This window comes from Vibrio orientalis CIP 102891 = ATCC 33934 (assembly GCF_000176235.1).
In the GTDB taxonomy this organism is placed as follows: domain Bacteria; phylum Pseudomonadota; class Gammaproteobacteria; order Enterobacterales; family Vibrionaceae; genus Vibrio; species Vibrio orientalis.
The window spans coordinates 92,608-110,662 of record NZ_ACZV01000001.1; the positions used below are offsets into that span (position 1 = coordinate 92,608).

Below are 18,055 nucleotides of genomic sequence, written 5' to 3' on the forward strand. Positions count from 1 at the left end.
TTTATTGGTCACTACTTCACGCACATTACATTGAGCAATGACGTGCCTTTGAGCTGATTGGTCTTGCCACTGGTAAATAAGCCAACTTTGTTGCTGCCCCAGTAAGGTAGATGCATTGGCCACTGCCCCTTCTCCATTTCACCGGATTTAAGCAGTGCTTGCCATTGCTCAACTGTAGCCATTCCCATTCCAAGGCGATAACAGGTCTTATACGCTTCCTCATAATCCATCCGGTTCCATGGCAACGAGTGCTCCATATAGAACTGATCATCGCTAAACATCACGTATGGTACTTTGTACTCAACGCCATTGAGGGTAGTCGCTAAACGAATCGCAATTTCTTGTTGGGCCTTTTTCGGCTCTGGCGTGGCAACAACGGCAGGCTTGGCAGGTTGTTTTATCGGTGCCGGTATCACTGTTGTTGACTGCGCCGCTGGCTTGGATGATTTTTTGGTTTTTACTGGCAGCGGAGCGGCTTTAACCGGTGCCCCCCTTACGACTTCACGAATGAAGGCTTCTTTATAGCCCTTTTCCGTTTTTACCTTAGCAAGATCCTGCTTCACCTCAGCAAAATTGGTATAAGGCCCGATTAGGCAGCGCCAGCCTTTAGCTTCAGGCTTTATCCATACATCGGTGCCGATGTGCTTATACAGAGCCTTAGCTTTCTCCAATGACAGCGGCTTACCAAACACACCACACTGAATCCAAAAGGTCGATTCACTGCCACGCGGCTTAGAATTGCCCCATAGCCCTTTGCCGATCGGACAGGCTTTATCAAGTACCGGCAGTTCATTCGCATAAGCTTGTGTTGCATCACAGAGGAATTCTTGGGCCAGTGCGGGCGTAGGCATAACTGGCAAGGCCAATAGAGCAATAAGGCTCCATCGCTTAGAAAAAAATTGCTTTGGCTTTGCTGCCATATCGATATCCATAAACTTCATTCTTTTATCCACTATGCAGACAAATAGTGTGACATTATTACTTGTTCACTGTTGAGAAAAAGTGAATGCAAAAAAAGAGCCGTAATCAATTACGGCCCTTAGTGTAGTGAGAATCTACCCGCTAAATCCAAGGCTCAGATCACTGTTTAAGCAATTGATATCCTCACAAGTTAACCCGACACGCAGAAAAGATATCTTTCTCCGCCTGATAGGTTTCCGTTTCGACATCCATAATCCCCAACAAGGAATGAAACAAGTTATCTTGCGAATAGTGTCCGCGTATCTTGGCTCCTTGCTTAAGACAATCGTAGTTGATGTTTTTCGCCTGCTGGAAACCTTGCGACATCCAAACAATAAGTGGCACTGTGGTTTGGTAGTCTGGCGCAAACGCATAAGGCGCTCCGTGCAAATACATGCCCCCTTCCCCAAGCGATTCACCATGGTCAGACAGATAGATCACCGCGGTATTGTATTTCGTCTCCAGTGCACGTAACTGCTCAATCACCTTACTCAGTACGTAGTCGGTGTAGCGAATGCTGTTATCGTAGCTATTTACAATCTGTTGCTGAGTGCAATTCTCAATATCGGCTCTCGGGCAATCAGGTTGGAACACCGCCATATCCTTTGGATAACGCTTATAGTAGGTCGGTCCGTGACTGCCGATCAGATGTAAGGCAATCATCTCATTACCTGAGAGACGCTCAATATTCGGCAAGAGATTTTCTAGTAGCACCATGTCATAGCAGGTATTGCCATCACACTCGCTATCTTTACGTGAACGCGGCATCATCTGAACTTCGATATGTCGAGCCACATTTTTGTCCCCACCATCGTCGTCTTCCCAGATCATCGAGACCCCAGCCCGATTGAGAATATCGAGCACATTATCTTGATTATCCGCCCGATCATGGTCGTAGCTATCATGGGTAAAGATCGAGAACATACACGGCAGTGACACCGCAGTAGCCGTGCCACAAGAGCGAACATCCCGAAACGACACCACATCTAAATCACTGGTGTATGGATTAGTCTCACGCGGATAGCCATTAAGTTGATAGTTTTGCGAGCGTGCGGTCTCACCGACCACCAATACGACAAGGTTAGGCTTCTGTTTCGCTTGCTCTAGTGCCTGCTTAGATTGGTGGGCATCAAGCCCCAACTCGATATAAGGCTGAGGTGTGGTGAAATAGGTCTGCTTGATATAGCTGCTGGTCGCATAGACAAACTGAGTTGGCACGATCATTTTCTTTAAATAGCTGTGATTACGACCAAATGAGGCGTAATCCTGATAATAAAGCCCAGCAATAGCTGCCAACATCAAGACCGAGAGCAGTATAGAAAGCAATTTTTTACCAACCAGTTTGAGCCACGATTCGCGCTTAACTGGCAACATAATCAGCAGCGCTGCTGGCACAACACCAAAGCCAATCACCCACAATATCGAGTACAGGCTGAGATAAGAACTCGCTTCACTACCGTCGGTCTGCATAATATTGACGATCATATTGGTGTCAAAGATGGTGCCGTAGTTATAACCGGCATAGCTGACTAGCGCAGAAAAGAGCAGTAAGAGAGTAAAAAAAGGCTTAGTCACAATCGGCCAACTCAACAGGTTGAACAACAAGTTGAGTACAGCAAAAAAGAACAGCGGAATAGAGATGATAAAGCCAAGCTTTACCGAATCCATAGCGGAGAACAGTTGATGTAATTCCTTGTAAATCGGTAGGTTTAACGCCAATGAGAAATAGATCGCCAATAAGGCACTCAGCATCACATAACTGACCTTTATCGAGTGTCGCTTCATCCAAGCTCTCATAAAATCCCCCCGATAATCACTCCCCAAGTTAGCAATGCCAAAGTCAGTGCCATGAATACCGCTGCTGAGGCGATATCTTTTGCTCGACCGCTCAGTTCATGAAATTCACTGCCAATGCGATCAACCACGGCTTCTATTGCCGAGTTAAGCAACTCAACAATCACGACAATAAACAAGCTGCCGATCAACAACACCTTTTCGACCGCGGTCACTGGTAACCACATCGCCAGTAGCAGCATAGCTAAACCGATGATGCTCTCTTGCCTAAATGCCGCTTCATACTGCCATGCCGCCTTTAGCCCTCTCATTGAATACCGCGTTGCATGTAGCACACGAACGATTCCCGTTTTTCCTGGCTTCACTCACTTACCTTCTTCATGACTTAATTATTATGTTTATTTTCAGACCAGCTCAATTGTAAGAAATGGCCGACTAGTTATTTTCATAATCAGACACGAAATCGCCACAAAACGCTCCGTCCAATGCAGTAAACATTGATTACCGAATTGAAATACGCCACAAACAAAAAAGCCGCGAATAATCGCGGCTTTATCGATAAGGATAGAATTACCCTTTGTAAATCTTCGGGTTAAACACATCTCGTAACCAGTCACCCAGTAGGTTGATAACCAACACCAGCGTGACTAGAACGATGCCAGGGAATGCAGTGATCCACCATGCACCAGAGAAGATGTAGTTAAAGCCGATACTGATTAGCGCACCTAGCGATGGCTGATCGACTGGTAGGCCTAAACCAAGGAAAGAGAGTGCCGCTTCCGACATGATCGCGTTTGCCACCTGAACCGTCGAGATAACCAAGATTGGCGACAGACAGTTTGGAAGAATATGGCGGAACATGATACGTGGCGCTTTAAAGCCCATTACACGCGCCGCTTCAACGTACTCTTTCTTCTTCTCGGCCAGCACTGAAGCACGGATAGTACGTGCATACTGAGGCCATTCAGCCACACCGATGATCACCACCAGCATCACCACGGCATACTGACTGTAAAAATCACTGCCAAAGCTGGCTTTGAAGATAGCCGAGACAATAATCGCCACCATCATGGTTGAGAAGGAAAGCTGTACATCAGCAAAGCGCATTAGGAAGCTATCGATACGGCCACCGAAGTAACCCGAAGACAAACCAATCACGATACCTAGGAATAACTGTAGACCAACCGCCAAGAAACCAATCGTTAGTGACAAGCGTGACCCGTAAAGAATGGTCGACAAAATGTCACGGCCTTGTTCATCAGTACCCAGTAGGAATCGCTCATCACCATCTTCCATCCATGATGGCGGAAGCTCTGAATCCATAATATCAATCGATGATAAATCGTATGGATCAGTTGGTGATAAAATCGGAGCTGCTAAGGCCATAAGTAGGAATAGCATGAACACTGTAAAACTTGCCATCGCGACTTTATCGCGCTTGAAGTAATACAAGAAATCCGACTGTTTAAAACGCTCCCAGCGAGAAGGAGCTGCTGCTGTTTGACTCATGATTATGCTCCTTTTCCAGTAATATTGACGGTCGGGTTGATGATGCCGTATAGCAAGTCAACGATCGTATTGGTTACCACGAAAATCAGACCAACGAAGATAACGTAGGCCGTGATAAGCGGTGTATCAACACGGTTGATTGCTTCTAGGAAAAGGAAACCTGTACCAGGCCACTGGAATACCGTTTCAGTCAGAATGGTATAAGCCACCATAGTACCAATCTGTACACCACCGACCGTTAGTACTGGCAGCATGGTGTTTTTCAATGCGTGTTGGTAGTAAATCTTGTTCAGCGCTAAGCCTTTCGCCTTACCAAACTTAATGTACTCAGAGCTAAGAACTTCAAGCATTTCAGAACGTACGAGGCGAATAAAGAGCGGTAGCATGATAGACGCCAGTGCAATACATGGCAGAACAAGGTGAGCTAGACCATCAAGGGTAAAGTAACCAGACTCCCAGCCAAATATATTGGCGGTTTCACCACGGCCATAAGAGGGTAACCAACCTAACTCAATCGAGAACACATACATCAGCATGATGGCGGTTAAGAAAACAGGAATCGAGATACCGATACTACTGCCGGCCATCACTAGCTTAGTAAAAAAGCTTTTGGGATGAATTGCTGAGTAGACACCAAGAGGAATCGAACAGAAAACAATGATAAGCGTGGCACCAAACACCAACTCGAGCGTGGCTACTAACTTATCAAGAATCACTTCAACCGCAGGGCGCTTGAAGAAGTAAGATGTACCTAAGTCACCTTGTAGCGCATTGCCAACAAAGCGAGTGTATTTTGTAATGAAGGGATCATTCAGACCTAGATCATCACGTAGCGCTTGGCGCTCGGCTTCTGAAACCGACTGACCAACCAACTCACGTAACGGGTCGCCTAAGTTATCCTGAATGGCAAACGCCACTAGACTGATCACAAACATCACTATCAGTGCCTGAAACAGGCGCTTGACCAGAAACGAAAACATTCCTTGCCCCTTAAACTTTCCATAGATTTCAGTCTTAAAAATGGTACTTAACCCGACTGAAACAAAGCTAAGCACCAAAAATCGACCAAGTACTCACAACGTTATGAGCACTTGGTCTGGTTCACTCGTGATTATTTAACCACTAGGTCACCGAAGTATGGGAAGTTCATACCGTTGATGATTGGACCAATCTCAACGTTACCTTTCGCTGCCCATGATGGATCTTGCCAGTGTAGAGGTACGAATGCCGCTTCGTTATATAGAATCTCTTCTACTTTCTTAAGCGATGCACTACGTTTCTCAAGATCCGTCATTGTGTTCGTTTCTACAATTAGCTTATCAACTTCAGCATTTGAGTAGTGGCCACAGTTGTACTGACCTTTACCTGTTTCTGCGTCACGCGTCATCGCTAGGAACTCAGTAAAGTTACCTGAATCCTCTGTATCTGGGTGCCAGCCGATCATTAGCATATCTGCCGCACACTTATCGAATTCAGGCCAGTATTGCGCTTTTGGCATTGTTTTCAGGTCAACCTTGATACCGATCTTAGACAGCATTGCTGCAGAAGCTTGAGCAATCTTGTCATCGTTCACGTAACGGTTGTTTGGCGCCATCATAGTTAGCGTGAAGCCTTTCTCGTAACCCGCTTCTTTCATCAGCTGTTTCGCTTTCTTAAGATCGTAGCGAGGTTTAAGATCTGCATTGTGACCAACGAAACCAACTGGGCTCTGTTGACCTGCAGCCGTTGCCGCACCCTTCATTACTTTCTTAGTGATACCTTCGTTGTTGATTGCGTAGGTAATCGCTTGACGAACGCGCACGTCTTTCAGTGCCGGGTTGCTGTTTTGGTTCATTTGGAACGTGATTACACGCGTACCTGGCATAGTGTAAAGGTCAACACTGTCTGCTTTCTTAATACGCTTGTAGTCGTTTGGTGCAACAGGAGCAATCATGTCAACGTCACCAGAAAGAAGGGCTGCAACACGTGTTGCGTCTTCTTTGATTGGTACTAGCGTTAGCTTATCTACGTTACCGTCAGACTCTTTGTCCCAGTAATCGTTGAAACGTTCAAACGTTACTTTTACGCCTTGCTCACGCTGAGTGATAATGAAAGGGCCAGTACCAGAAACATTAGTCGATGCGTAAGAGTTACCGTGCTTAACTAGCTCAGCTTTGTCTTTACCTTCTTCTGTCTTACCTGAGTAGAACTTGCTGTCCATTGGGAACAGGTAAGTCATTACGTTTTCTACTAGCGGGTAAACACCTTCAGTTTTCACTTCAACGGTGTAATCTCCAGTTTTAGTGATTGAAACGATTGGGCCAAAGATACCCTTGAAGTCAGGAGAGCTTTTCAGACGGTCAAATGTCCACACTACGTCGTCTGCAGTTAATGCATTACCAGAGTGGAATTTAACGCCTTGGCGGATATTAAACTGCATCGTTTCGCCATCAAGACGTTCCCAAGATTCAGCTAATCGTGGTTCAAATTCCATCTTCTGGTTAAAACGGATTAGCGGGTCAAATACCATGTGAGACATTTGCAGTGTACCGCCAGACAGTTGCTCATGCGGGTCAAGTGACACTGGGTCTGCATCATAAGCGACGGTAATATCTGCTGCCGCTGCGCCAAAGCTAAGGCCAGCTGCCATTAAAGCCACTGCTAGTTTGCTTTTCATGGTTTTCATTGCATAACTCCTTATGCGGGATTTCTATCCCTAGTTGTTGTATTTGCGTCTGTTTAATACCTGATGCTGCTTGTATCAGGAAAGGTCTACGACTTACGCCGTTTTTATTTCTTCTCTTAAGCCCGTAAATTCAGGCATTAGGGAAATGAGCTGCTTACTGTAGTCATGCTGCGGCGCGGTAAATAGCTGCTCTGTTGGGGCAACTTCTAACAGCGTACCCATCTGCATCACACCCACTCGGTCACACATCTGGCGAATAACCGGTAAGTCGTGGCTGATAAATAGCATGGTGAGGTTTAACTCATCTTGGAGATCTTTCAGTAAGTTAAGAATCTGAGCCTGTACCGATACATCCAGTGCTGAAGTCGGTTCGTCACAGATAAGTAGACGTGGGCGAGTTGCCAATGCACGAGCAATCGAAATACGCTGACGCTGACCACCCGAGAATTCGTGTGGGTACTTCACGCCCGCCATTTGGCCCAAACCAACGTGATCAAGTAGATCGTTAACGATCGTGCGAGTTTCTGCTTCACTATTGGTTAATTTATGGAAACGAATTGGCTCGGCGATGATGTCAAAGATCTTCATACGCGGGTTCATCGAGGTATATGGATTTTGGAATACCATCTGCATTTGACGACGAAGAGGACGACGCTCTTTCTCTGACTTTAATGACGTCAAGTCAATGCCTTCAAACGTCACCTTGCCTGAGTTTGGTTCATACAGACCAGCAATAACACGCGCGATAGTCGACTTACCTGAACCAGATTCACCCACAAGACCAAACGTCTCACCTTCAAACACATCAAAGCTGACGTTGTTCGATGCTTGAACATATTCGCGACGACTTTCAAACAAAGAGTCTTTCGTCACAAAGCGTAAGTTGACGTTTTCAACACTCAGCAGAGAACCCGTATAGTCACGGTGATCTTGGCTCTGACCTAACCAGTGGTTCTTAACATCTAGAGGCTCCATCTCGTGCGCTTCTTCGATGTAGCTAACCAATGGGAAGCGATCGAGCTTCATATCTGAACGCGGAACGGCAGAAATTAGACTGCGAGTGTAGGAATGGTCAGGGTCGCCAAGTACTTTGGCCGTTGGACCAAACTCAACCAAGTCACCACGGAACATAACCGCGACGCGATCAGTCACGTTAGATACCACACCCATATCGTGGGTAACCAACATACAACCGACATTATTCTTAATACACAACTCGCGGATTAAGCTAAGAATTTGGTCTTGGATGGATACATCTAATGCGGTGGTTGGTTCATCGGCGATAATTAGGTCAGGTTCACCTGCCAGTGCAATTGCAATAACTACACGCTGTCGCATGCCGCCAGAGAACTGGTGAGGGTACTGTTTTAAACGGTTTTCTGGCTGTGGGATGCCCACTTGTTCCATCAATGACAGAGCACGTTTGTATGCTTCTTCGTCAGTGACTTTCATATTGGCGTGGATGGTTTCTTTTAACTGCTGCTCAACAGTGAACAGTGGGTTGAGCGATGTCATTGGGTCTTGGAAGATAAAACCAATCTTAGAGCCACGCACACTACGCATTTGCTCTGGAGTCAGACCAGAAATTTGCTCACCATCTAAATAAACGTCGCCACTGGCGATGCGACCTGGAGGGCTAAGTAGATCGATGACGGCATTACCGACGGTTGATTTACCTGCACCTGACTCGCCTACTACGCCGACGATCTCGCCACGCTCAATATTAAAAGAAAGCGATTTAACCGCGGCATGCACACCATGACGCGAAGGGTACTCTATTCGAAGATTTTTAACTTCTAAAAGTGACATTACCAGACCTCTACTGCTTCGGCAGCTTTCTGCCCTGTCTGAAAAGTGAATCCATTCTTACCAGAATATCGTTCTAGTAATTTACAAGCTCATCAATTTGGCAAAAATTTCACAGAAAAGCAACAAACATAGGGGAAAAAGTTGAATTAGTACAAAAACCAAGCAGCTTATGAAAATAAATATGCATTATAGCTAGATCATCGTTTGGTCCAACCTGATGGCAACTAGCAACAAAACACCATAAATACTAAACTTTTAGCTATTTCATAAACTTCTGGCAATAAGAGCGAATGAATAGAAATTCAAACAAATACCACACCAACCAGTTAACAACTTCAAAACAATTAATCGATTGTTAATTATTATTTAGTGAATTAATTTAAATTTAGACCAATAAGTGGAATTTAACCAATACTAGAAATAGATAATGCAGTTCAATTACCTGTGAAAATTATCAATAAATCATTCCACCTGATTGGACATAATGCTTAAGTATGAGGATATAAAGGGCAGCAAAGCCGGAAAGGTTAGATCAAGAAGCGAAGGGGTTGTCTATGAATGAGGAACTAATGATCTGGAGAGTATTTGTACTCGATGGTAAAGGGTAAGAGATTCCCTACTCCCTCATTCTTCGGTCTATGGAATGACGGCGTATTGAGTATGAAGTTAAGAATTATCTAACGCTGGAAAGTAAAAAGCCCCGTCATTTCTGACGAGGCTTTCTAATAGTGGTCGGTGAAGAGGGATTCGAACCCCCGACCCTCTGGTCCCAAACCAGATGCGCTACCAAGCTGCGCTATTCACCGACTTATGTTTTATCTCGCTTTCACAAGAAAGGAAGCAAAGCTACCTGAATAATGGGGTGGCTAACGGGACTTGAACCCGCGACAACTGGAATCACAATCCAGGGCTCTACCAACTGAGCTATAGCCACCGCTAATTTTTGTTGTTTACCGCCATCAGCGTTAAACGAAAGAGTGGTCGGTGAAGAGGGATTCGAACCCCCGACCCTCTGGTCCCAAACCAGATGCGCTACCAAGCTGCGCTATTCACCGACAAGTTATTTTTTTACTTGGTTTACGTTATAGAGGATCACCCTCTGGTCCCGCTTATTCCAAGAGCCGAGATACGCTACAAGAGCGCTATTCACCGACTTATATTTTGTTTCGAATCGAAACTGGAAACCGAAGTTACCGCATTCTACTTTCGAAAGAAGAGAATGGGGTGGCTAACGGGACTTGAACCCGCGACAACTGGAATCACAATCCAGGGCTCTACCAACTGAGCTATAGCCACCACTGATATTTTTTACCGATAAACCTTAAGGCGATTGGCACGCCCGAAAGGATTCGAACCTTCGACCTTTGGCTCCGGAGGCCAACGCTCTATCCAACTGAGCTACGGGCGCATGCCCCATCGGCGGAGTGGAATAATACGTATATCACACTATGTCGTCTAGTACTTTTTCAACTTTTTTTATCGTTTGGCGCCTTTTTCAACAATTAAAGTGTGATAAACCCCTATTTCCGATTAGATAACTGATTACAAGGAGGTAACTTGCTGTTTATTGCAACAAGTTAACAGGATATAATCACCCATTATTTACATTGATTTAACAGCAATTCGCCCTTTCTGTACGAAGTGTGTACTGCCGTTGATCATAATCACACTCTAATAAATGGGTAAGCACGAACTTACCTTCAGGAATGTAAAGTGAGTTTAATGGATATGTCTCGAAAATTATTAACCGCTTTGGTCGCTGCAATCACTTTTTCTAGCGCCTCTTTTGCAGCAAGCGTAAGCCAAGAAGAATATGATGCAATTGCAGAACGTATTAAACCTGTCGGTGATGTTTACCTAGCAGGTGCTGAGCCAGTTAAAGCGGAGCCAACTGGCCCACGCGATGGCGCAGCAGTTTACGGTATGTTCTGTACAGCATGTCACAGCACTGGTATAAGCGGCGCACCTAAGACTGGTGATGCTGGCGACTGGGCACCTCGAATCGCCCAAGGCAAAGACGTCCTAAAAGACCACGCAATTAACGGCTTCAATGCGATGCCTGCGAAAGGTTCTTGTATGGACTGTTCAGACGACGAGATCGTTGCAGCAATTGATCACATGATCAAAGGCCTATAAGCCGGAAAGACGGTAATAGATAAAAGAAAGGCTTGAGTATGTCACTCAAGCCTTTTTTGTTGCTTATATATAGAGGGAGACCTTTATTTCTTAAACATGGCGCGTAAGTTAGCAATGTGCGCCTGACCTTTTTCCATTCGCTCTTCGGCAGAAACAGGCTTTTTCGTCTGTTCCCATTCGACATCATCAAACGGCAGTTCGTCTAAGAAGCGGCTTTGAGTAGGTTTAATCAACTCGCCAAACTGACGACGTTCCTTACACATGGTGAAGGTCAGTTCACGTTGCGCTCGAGTAATACCAACGTACATCAAGCGACGCTCTTCTTCGACATTGTCTTCATCGATACTGGTTTGGTGCGGCAGGATACCTTCTTCACTACCAATTAGGTAAACGTACGGGAACTCGAGGCCTTTAGAAGCATGCAACGTCATAAGCTGTACGGCATCACTATCTTCATCTTCTTCTCCGCGTTCCATCATGTCACGCAAGGTTAAGCGCTGAACCACCTCTTTAATAGTCTTCTCTTCTTGGTCATAGTTGTCACCTTCAAGGTCAGCCACAATCCAAGAGTAGAGATCGGAGACGTTTTTCATCCGCATTTCTGCTGCTTTTGGGCTCGCAGAAGTTTCGTACAGCCAATCTTCGTAGTTGATATCACGCACAAGGGAGCGCACCGCTTCTACCGTATCACCACGTTCAGCTTGGTCGGCAATTTTCACTAGCCAAGCAGTAAAGCGGCGCAGGTTTTCCAGGCCACGGCCAGACAGAGTTTGTTCTAAACCCATTTCAAAGCTGGCTTCAAACAGACTCTTACCACGCATATTGGCATAGCTGCCAAGCTTCTCTAACGTCACAGGACCAATTTCACGACGTGGTGTATTCACAATACGCAGGAAAGCATTGTCATCATCTGGGTTCACCAGTACGCGTAGGTAAGCCATGATGTCTTTAATTTCAGCGCGAGCAAAGAACGATGTACCACCTGACAGCTTGTAAGGCACGCGGTTTTGCATCAGCGACTTTTCAATCAAGCGTGATTGATGGTTACCACGATAGAGCACCGCATAATCTTTATATTCAGTGCGATTAAGGAACTTATGCGCGATAAGCTCACCGGTCACTCGCTCCGCTTCATGTTCTTCATTTTTCGCCAGCAACACCTTAAGCTTTTCACCATCAGGAATTTCCGAAAACAGTGACTTGTCATAGACATGCGGGTTGTTGGCAATCAAGATGTTGGCCGCGCGCAGAATTCGGCTAGTTGAACGGTAGTTCTGCTCTAGCTTAATTAGGCGCAAATTTGGGTAATCTTCACCCAATAGCACTAAGTTTTGCGGTTTAGCACCACGCCATGAGTAGATAGATTGGTCGTCGTCCCCTACTACGGTCAAACGGCCACGCTCACCAACAATCAGCTTCACTAAATCATATTGGCTGGTGTTGGTATCTTGGTACTCATCAACCAATAGGTAGCGAATGCGATTCTGCCAACGCTGACGAACTTCTTCATTAGTACGAAGCAGTAGAACCGGCAGTGAAATCAGGTCATCAAAATCGAGTGCGTTATAGGCTTTCATCTGCTTTTGATACATTTCAAAGCAGAAAGCGAAAAGCTGTTGCTGCTCACCCTTAGCCTGCGCTTTGGCTTGATCGGGTGTCAGCATGTCATTTTTCCAATTGGAAATGGTACTTAACAACTGACGCAGTAGATCCTTGTCACCATCAAGCTGCTTTTCAGTTAACTCTTTCAGCAGCGCCATCTGGTCTTGATCATCAAACAGCGAGAAACCAGACTTAAGTCCAAGTGCTTTGTATTCGCGCTTAATGATATTCAGGCCTAACGTATGAAAGGTCGATACCATTAGGCCCTTCGATTCATTTTTGCCTAATGTCTGGCCAACACGCTCTTTCATTTCACGTGCGGCTTTGTTAGTGAACGTCACGGCAGCAATATTGCGTGCCTTGTAACCACACTGCTGAACCAGGTAAGCGATTTTATTGGTAATAACACGTGTTTTACCCGAGCCAGCTCCAGCAAGCACCAAACATGGGCCTGATACGTACTTGACGGCCGCGTCTTGATTAGGGTTCAGCTTCATAGTTATCTCTGAAGAACAAAAGGTGGCGCATATAATAATAGTGCAACAGTCAGATTGCTATGTTTACTCTTCAAGCTCAACGCTCAACGGCAATTCTAATTAATGAAAATTTTACTGAATTCATGCAATAGTTTGTTGCATATGTGGTGACACTTTAGGCTATAATGAATGAACGTTCATTCACTAACCCACTATGTTAACTGTCTGGTTCTGTTTATATGAAAGATAAAAGACAAAAAATCATAGATGCCGCAGAAGCTCTGATTGCAGAATCAGGCTTTCAAGGCCTCTCGATGCATAAGTTGGCCAAAGAAGCTGGGGTCGCAGCAGGAACGATTTATCGCTACTTCTCTGATAAAGAAGATTTACTGCAACAGGTTCGTTTAGAGGTTGCTCAACGTAACGCTGAAGCAATTCAACGTGACGTCGATGAGTCTATGCCACTAAAAGAACGCTTTCGCAAAATGTGGTTAAACATTTTTGATCTTTCGGTGTCGAACATCGACAACTTAAAGAATCGTGCTCAGTACGATTCTTTACCATGTGTTCGTAGCCACGAGACCAAAGAAATTGAGCGAAAGATGTTCAGTAAAGTCGATCAACTTTTCACTGAAGGGCGTGAGACGGGGGTATTCAAACCCTTAGGTAACCCAGTGTTGGCTGCTCTTAGTTTAGAAGTCAGTGTCACCCTGGCTCGTAAACAATCGCTTGGATATTACCAACTGGATCAAGATGCTATTGAAGCAGCAATTGAAGCCAGTTGGGATGCAATCATTACACATTAACTTGGAGTTCTAATTAGAATGAAAAAGTGGACTTTCTTTATGTTACTTATCGCGGTACTGCTGTTTGGCAGCGTGATAGGTTTCAATCTCTTTAAGCAACAGAAGATCGCTGAATACATGGCGAATCGACCTGAACCTGAGTTCCCGGTAACGGTAACCGAAGTTCAAGCGGTTGATTGGGTACCTGTGATTGATGCGATCGGTTTTATCGAGCCTAACCAAGGTGTTACGGTTGCAAACGAAACTAGCGGTGTGATCGACAAAATTTCATTTGAGTCTGGTACTCAAGTGGAAGAAGGTCAGCCTTTAGTCTTGCTTGACTCAGCAGTTGAGAAAGCAAACCTAAAGAGTGCTCAAGCTAAGCTGCCAGCGGCTCAAGCGAAGTACAAGCGCTACCAAGGTCTATACAAAAAAGGGTCTATTTCTAAAGAAGCTTACGATGAAGCAGAAGCAAACTACTTCTCTCTTCAAGCTGACATTGAGAGCCTAAAAGCATCGATTGACCGCCGCGAAATCAAAGCGCCATTTGCTGGTGTTGTGGGTATTCGTAACGTTTACCTAGGTCAGTACCTACAAGCCGGTACAGACATTGTTCGCTTAGAAGATACTAGCGTAATGCGTCTACGCTTTACGGTACCTCAAACAGACATCTCTCGTATTTCACTAGCTCAAGAAGTCGATATCTTCGTTGACGCATACCCTGAGAAACCATTCAAAGGTTCTATCTCAGCTATTGAGCCTGCGGTAAATATTCAAAGTGGTCTGATTCAAGTTCAGGCAGATATCCCGAACAGCGATGGTCAGCTACGTAGCGGCATGTTTGCACGTGCAAACATCATCCTACCTAAGCTTGAAAACCAAGTAACTCTGCCACAAACCGCGATCACCTTTACTCTATATGGCGACAACGTATACATCATCTCTGATAAAGATGGTGAAAAGCGCGTAACACAGCAAGTAGTTAAAGTGGGTGAACGTACACAAGATATCGCGCACATCCTTGAAGGTGTAAAACCTGGTGACGTTATCGTAACGTCTGGTCAGGTGCGTCTAAGTAACCATGCGAAAGTTCGTGTAGTAGAAAGCGATGCAACTACTCCACCAGCTGAAACACCGATGCTGTAACTGGAGGCTTCATGCGCTTTACTGATGTTTTTATTAAACGTCCAGTTTTAGCGGTATCGATCAGCTTTTTGATTGCTCTGCTTGGTTTACAAGCAATCTTCAAAATGCAGGTCCGTGAATACCCTGAAATGACGAATACTGTTGTGACGGTTTCGACCAGTTACTACGGTGCCAGTGCAGACTTAATCCAAGGCTTTATTACTCAGCCACTGGAACAAGCAGTCGCGCAGGCAGACAATATCGATTACATGACTTCTCAATCGGTTTTGGGTAAATCTACCATTACCGTCAACATGAAGTTAAACACCGACCCGAATGCGGCACTGTCTGACGTTCTGGCTAAGACTAACTCGGTTCGCTCTCAGCTTCCTAAAGAAGCCGAGGACCCAACCGTAACTATGTCTACCGGTTCAACAACCGCGGTACTTTACATCGGCTTTACCAGTGACGAGCTTTCTTCAAGCCAAATCACTGACTACCTTGAGCGTGTAATCAATCCGCAGCTGTTCACCGTTAACGGTGTCTCGAAGGTCGACCTCTACGGTGGTATGAAGTACGCACTGCGTATTTGGTTAGATCCGTCGAAAATGGCGGCGCTAGGTCTGACAGCAACGGATGTTATGGGTGTACTCAACGCCAACAACTACCAGTCAGCGACTGGTCAGGCTGTGGGTGAATTCGTCCTTTACAACGGTAGTGCTGATACGCAGGTATCGAACGTAGCAGAACTAGAAAACTTAGTCGTAAGTTCTGACGAAGGTGATATTACTCGTCTAAGCGATATTGCTAAGGTTTCACTAGAGAAAAGCCACGACATTTACCGTGCAAGTGCTAATGGTCAAGAAGCGGTGGTTGCTGCGATTAACGCCGCACCAAGTGCTAACCCAATCAACATTGCTGCAGATGTACTAGAGCTGCTACCTCAACTAGAGCGTAACCTGCCAAGTACTATCAAGATGAACGTAATGTATGACTCAACGATTGCGATCAACGAGTCTATCAACGAAGTAATCAAGACGATTGTTGAAGCAGCGGTTATTGTACTTATCGTGATTACCCTATTCTTAGGTTCGTTCCGTGCGGTAATCATCCCTATCGTTACTATCCCGCTTTCACTGATTGGTGTTGCGATGGTAATGCAAGGTATGGGCTTCTCGTGGAACCTAATGACACTACTGGCAATGGTACTGGCTATCGGTCTGGTAGTAGATGATGCGATCGTTGTTCTTGAAAACGTCGACCGTCATATCAAGTTGGGTGAATCACCATTCCGTGCCGCGATTATCGGTACTCGTGAAATCGCAATACCTGTTATTGCAATGACACTAACGCTAGGTGCGGTATATGCGCCGATCGCGCTGATGGGTGGTATTACTGGCTCGCTATTTAAAGAGTTCGCCTTAACCCTAGCGGGTTCGGTATTCGTATCGGGTATCGTGGCACTGACGCTATCGCCAATGATGTGTTCAAAAATGCTTAAGGCCAATGAAGAGCCAAGCAAGTTTGAGCAGAAAGTTCACCATGTACTTGATGGCATGACTAACCGCTACGCGAAAATGCTTAAGGCAGTCATGCAGCATCGTCCGGTGGTGATTGGCTTTGCAATCATCGTATTCGCCAGTCTACCTATGCTGTTTAAGTTCATCCCGAGTGAACTTGCACCGTCTGAAGATAAAGGCGTTGTGATGCTAATGGGTACTGCACCGTCTAACGCTAACTTAGACTTTATGCAGAACACCATGAACGACGTAAACAAAATTCTGTCTGATCAGCCAGAAGTGGCATTTGCACAGGTGTTTACTGGTGTGCCTAACTCAAACCAAGCATTTGGTATTGCGTCTATGGTGCCTTGGAGTGAGCGTGAAGCGAGTCAGTCTGAAGTAGCAAACCGCGTGGGTGGTTTAGTGGGCAATGTTCCGGGTATGGCTGTAACAGCATTCCAGATGCCAGAACTACCTGGTGCAGGTTCAGGCCTACCGATTCAGTTCGTTGTTACTACACCAAATGCGTTTGAGAGCCTATTCTCTATCGCAACCGACGTATTGACCGAAGTGAAATCGAGCCCAATGTTCGTGTACTCAGATTTGGATCTGAACTACGACTCGGCAACGATGAAAATCAACATCGATAAAGATAAAGCCGGCGCTTATGGCGTTACCATGCAAGACATCGGTATCACGCTAAGCACAATGATGGCCGACGGTTACGTAAACCGTATCGACCTGAATGGCCGCTCTTATGAGGTTATTCCTCAAGTTGAGCGTAAGTGGCGTCTAAACCCTGAGTCGATGAACAACTACTACGTACGCTCCGCGAACGGCAAAGCAGTACCACTAGGCAGCTTAATCACGATTGATGTTGTGGCAGAGCCTCGTTCTCTACCTCACTTCAACCAGCTCAACTCAGCAACAGTGGGGGCAGTTCCAGCACCGGGCACAGCGATGGGTGATGCAATCAACTGGTTCGAAGGTATTGCAGCAGAGAAGCTACCAAGTGGTTACAACCACGACTACATGGGTGAAGCACGTCAGTACGTGACTGAAGGCAGCGCACTTTACGCAACCTTTGGTCTAGCACTAGCGATCATCTTCTTGGTTCTAGCGATTCAGTTTGAATCACTGAAAGATCCACTGGTTATCATGGTGTCAGTACCACTAGCGATTTGTGGTGCCTTAATTGCCCTTGCTTGGGGCGCGGCAACCATGAATATCTACTCTCAGGTAGGTTTGATTACTCTGGTTGGTCTGATTACTAAGCACGGTATCTTGATCTGTGAAGTAGCCAAAGAAGAGCAGTTGCACAACAAACTGAGTAAAACTGAAGCGGTTATGGAAGCGGCGAAAGTACGTCTACGCCCTATCCTAATGACGACAGCAGCGATGATTGCAGGTCTTATCCCGCTGATGTACGCAAGTGGTGCAGGTGCAGCGCAGCGCTTTAGTATCGGTATCGTAATCGTGGCTGGTCTAGCGATTGGTACTATCTTTACGCTATTCGTACTACCTGTGATTTACAGCTACCTAGCTGAAAAACACAAGCCACTACCAGTGTTTGTTGAAGACAAAGATTTGGAAAAGCTGGCACGCGTTGATGAAGCGAAAGCCGCTCATCGTGAGCTAGCAGACAACAAGTAATCTGCTAAAAATTGAAAGGCCACTTCGGTGGCCTTTTTT

At 45.7% G+C, this 18,055-nt stretch carries 12 protein-coding genes and 5 tRNA genes; 4 read left to right on the forward strand and 13 right to left on the reverse strand.

The genetic code is table 11. From position 1 onward, the window contains the following. Positions 1-11 precede the first annotated feature (11 nt). The 12 genes from VIA_RS00455 to VIA_RS00510 form a co-directional block, all read right to left on the reverse strand. Positions 12-932 (reverse strand): SPOR domain-containing protein, encoded by a 921-nt coding sequence (locus VIA_RS00455; protein ID WP_004417682.1) that lies wholly within the window; start codon positions 930-932, stop codon positions 12-14. 172 nt (positions 933-1,104) lie between these two features. Further along, the gene (locus VIA_RS00460; protein ID WP_235801298.1) at positions 1,105-2,757 is read right to left on the reverse strand and encodes a phosphoethanolamine transferase; all 1,653 of its coding nucleotides are present in this window, start codon (positions 2,755-2,757) and stop codon (positions 1,105-1,107) included. Continuing rightward, the gene (locus VIA_RS00465) at positions 2,754-3,119 is read right to left on the reverse strand and encodes a diacylglycerol kinase (protein WP_038211303.1); all 366 of its coding nucleotides are present in this window, start codon (positions 3,117-3,119) and stop codon (positions 2,754-2,756) included. Before VIA_RS00465 ends, VIA_RS00460 begins: the two co-directional genes overlap by 4 nt. A 205-nt stretch (positions 3,120-3,324) precedes the next feature. Next, the gene (locus VIA_RS00470; RefSeq protein ID WP_004409668.1) at positions 3,325-4,263 is read right to left on the reverse strand and encodes an ABC transporter permease; all 939 of its coding nucleotides are present in this window, start codon (positions 4,261-4,263) and stop codon (positions 3,325-3,327) included. A 2-nt stretch (positions 4,264-4,265) separates the two neighbouring features. After that, positions 4,266-5,243 (reverse strand): ABC transporter permease, encoded by a 978-nt coding sequence (locus VIA_RS00475; RefSeq protein WP_004417687.1) that lies wholly within the window; start codon positions 5,241-5,243, stop codon positions 4,266-4,268. A gap of 131 nt (positions 5,244-5,374) precedes the next feature. Further along, positions 5,375-6,928: an ABC transporter substrate-binding protein gene (locus VIA_RS00480; protein ID WP_004409670.1), complete on the reverse strand. Its 1,554-nt coding sequence runs from the start codon at positions 6,926-6,928 to the stop codon at positions 5,375-5,377. A 93-nt stretch (positions 6,929-7,021) separates the two neighbouring features. After that, entirely contained in the window at positions 7,022-8,737 is a 1,716-nt protein-coding gene (locus tag VIA_RS00485) for a dipeptide ABC transporter ATP-binding protein (protein WP_004417689.1), read from the reverse strand. A gap of 729 nt (positions 8,738-9,466) precedes the next feature. Next, a tRNA-Pro gene (locus VIA_RS00490) sits at positions 9,467-9,543 on the reverse strand. A gap of 52 nt (positions 9,544-9,595) precedes the next feature. Next, a tRNA-His gene (locus VIA_RS00495) sits at positions 9,596-9,671 on the reverse strand. A 44-nt stretch (positions 9,672-9,715) separates the two neighbouring features. After that, positions 9,716-9,792 (reverse strand) — tRNA-Pro (locus tag VIA_RS00500). A 165-nt stretch (positions 9,793-9,957) separates the two neighbouring features. After that, positions 9,958-10,033 (reverse strand) — tRNA-His (locus tag VIA_RS00505). A gap of 35 nt (positions 10,034-10,068) precedes the next feature. Next, a tRNA-Arg gene (locus VIA_RS00510) sits at positions 10,069-10,145 on the reverse strand. A 314-nt stretch (positions 10,146-10,459) separates the two neighbouring features. Here VIA_RS00510 and VIA_RS00515 point away from each other — a divergent pair. After that, positions 10,460-10,873, forward strand: a complete 414-nt coding sequence (locus VIA_RS00515) for a c-type cytochrome (protein ID WP_004409673.1) — start codon at positions 10,460-10,462, stop codon at positions 10,871-10,873. 83 nt (positions 10,874-10,956) lie between these two features. Here the strand turns inward: VIA_RS00515 and rep are convergent, their stop codons facing one another. After that, on the reverse strand, positions 10,957-12,972 hold the full coding sequence (gene rep / locus VIA_RS00520; RefSeq protein ID WP_004409674.1) for a DNA helicase Rep: 2,016 nt from the start codon (positions 12,970-12,972) through the stop codon (positions 10,957-10,959). Between the two features lie 218 nt (positions 12,973-13,190). Here rep and VIA_RS00525 point away from each other — a divergent pair, with 218 nt between their 5' ends. From VIA_RS00525 to VIA_RS00535, 3 genes are read left to right on the forward strand one after another with little or no spacing between them, the layout of a single operon-like run. Then, positions 13,191-13,757 carry a TetR/AcrR family transcriptional regulator gene (locus VIA_RS00525; RefSeq protein ID WP_004409675.1) on the forward strand — a complete coding sequence of 189 codons (567 nt, stop codon included), beginning with the start codon at positions 13,191-13,193 and terminating at the stop codon, positions 13,755-13,757. Positions 13,758-13,775: 18 nt separating this feature from the next. Next, positions 13,776-14,882 (forward strand): efflux RND transporter periplasmic adaptor subunit, encoded by a 1,107-nt coding sequence (locus tag VIA_RS00530; RefSeq protein ID WP_004409676.1) that lies wholly within the window; start codon positions 13,776-13,778, stop codon positions 14,880-14,882. A gap of 11 nt (positions 14,883-14,893) precedes the next feature. Continuing rightward, complete coding sequence (locus tag VIA_RS00535; protein WP_004409677.1) at positions 14,894-18,016, forward strand: multidrug efflux RND transporter permease subunit; 3,123 nt, start codon at positions 14,894-14,896, stop codon at positions 18,014-18,016. Positions 18,017-18,055: the final 39 nt, after the last annotated feature.

What these genes read in the sequence shown, in the direction of transcription:
- VIA_RS00460 (WP_235801298.1), bottom strand. Translation starts at nt 2,757, where the DNA reads ATGAGAGCTTGGATGAAGCGACACTCGATAAAGGTCAGTTATGTGATG.
- VIA_RS00480 (WP_004409670.1), bottom strand. Translation starts at nt 6,928, where the DNA reads ATGAAAACCATGAAAAGCAAACTAGCAGTGGCTTTAATGGCAGCTGGC.
- VIA_RS00535 (WP_004409677.1), top strand. Translation starts at nt 14,894, where the DNA reads ATGCGCTTTACTGATGTTTTTATTAAACGTCCAGTTTTAGCGGTATCG.
- VIA_RS00530 (WP_004409676.1), top strand. Translation starts at nt 13,776, where the DNA reads ATGAAAAAGTGGACTTTCTTTATGTTACTTATCGCGGTACTGCTGTTT.
- VIA_RS00485 (WP_004417689.1), bottom strand. Translation starts at nt 8,737, where the DNA reads ATGTCACTTTTAGAAGTTAAAAATCTTCGAATAGAGTACCCTTCGCGT.
- VIA_RS00515 (WP_004409673.1), top strand. Translation starts at nt 10,460, where the DNA reads ATGGATATGTCTCGAAAATTATTAACCGCTTTGGTCGCTGCAATCACT.
- VIA_RS00525 (WP_004409675.1), top strand. Translation starts at nt 13,191, where the DNA reads ATGAAAGATAAAAGACAAAAAATCATAGATGCCGCAGAAGCTCTGATT.
- VIA_RS00455 (WP_004417682.1), bottom strand. Translation starts at nt 932, where the DNA reads ATGGATATCGATATGGCAGCAAAGCCAAAGCAATTTTTTTCTAAGCGA.
- rep (WP_004409674.1), bottom strand. Translation starts at nt 12,972, where the DNA reads ATGAAGCTGAACCCTAATCAAGACGCGGCCGTCAAGTACGTATCAGGC.
- VIA_RS00470 (WP_004409668.1), bottom strand. Translation starts at nt 4,263, where the DNA reads ATGAGTCAAACAGCAGCAGCTCCTTCTCGCTGGGAGCGTTTTAAACAG.
- VIA_RS00475 (WP_004417687.1), bottom strand. Translation starts at nt 5,243, where the DNA reads ATGTTTTCGTTTCTGGTCAAGCGCCTGTTTCAGGCACTGATAGTGATG.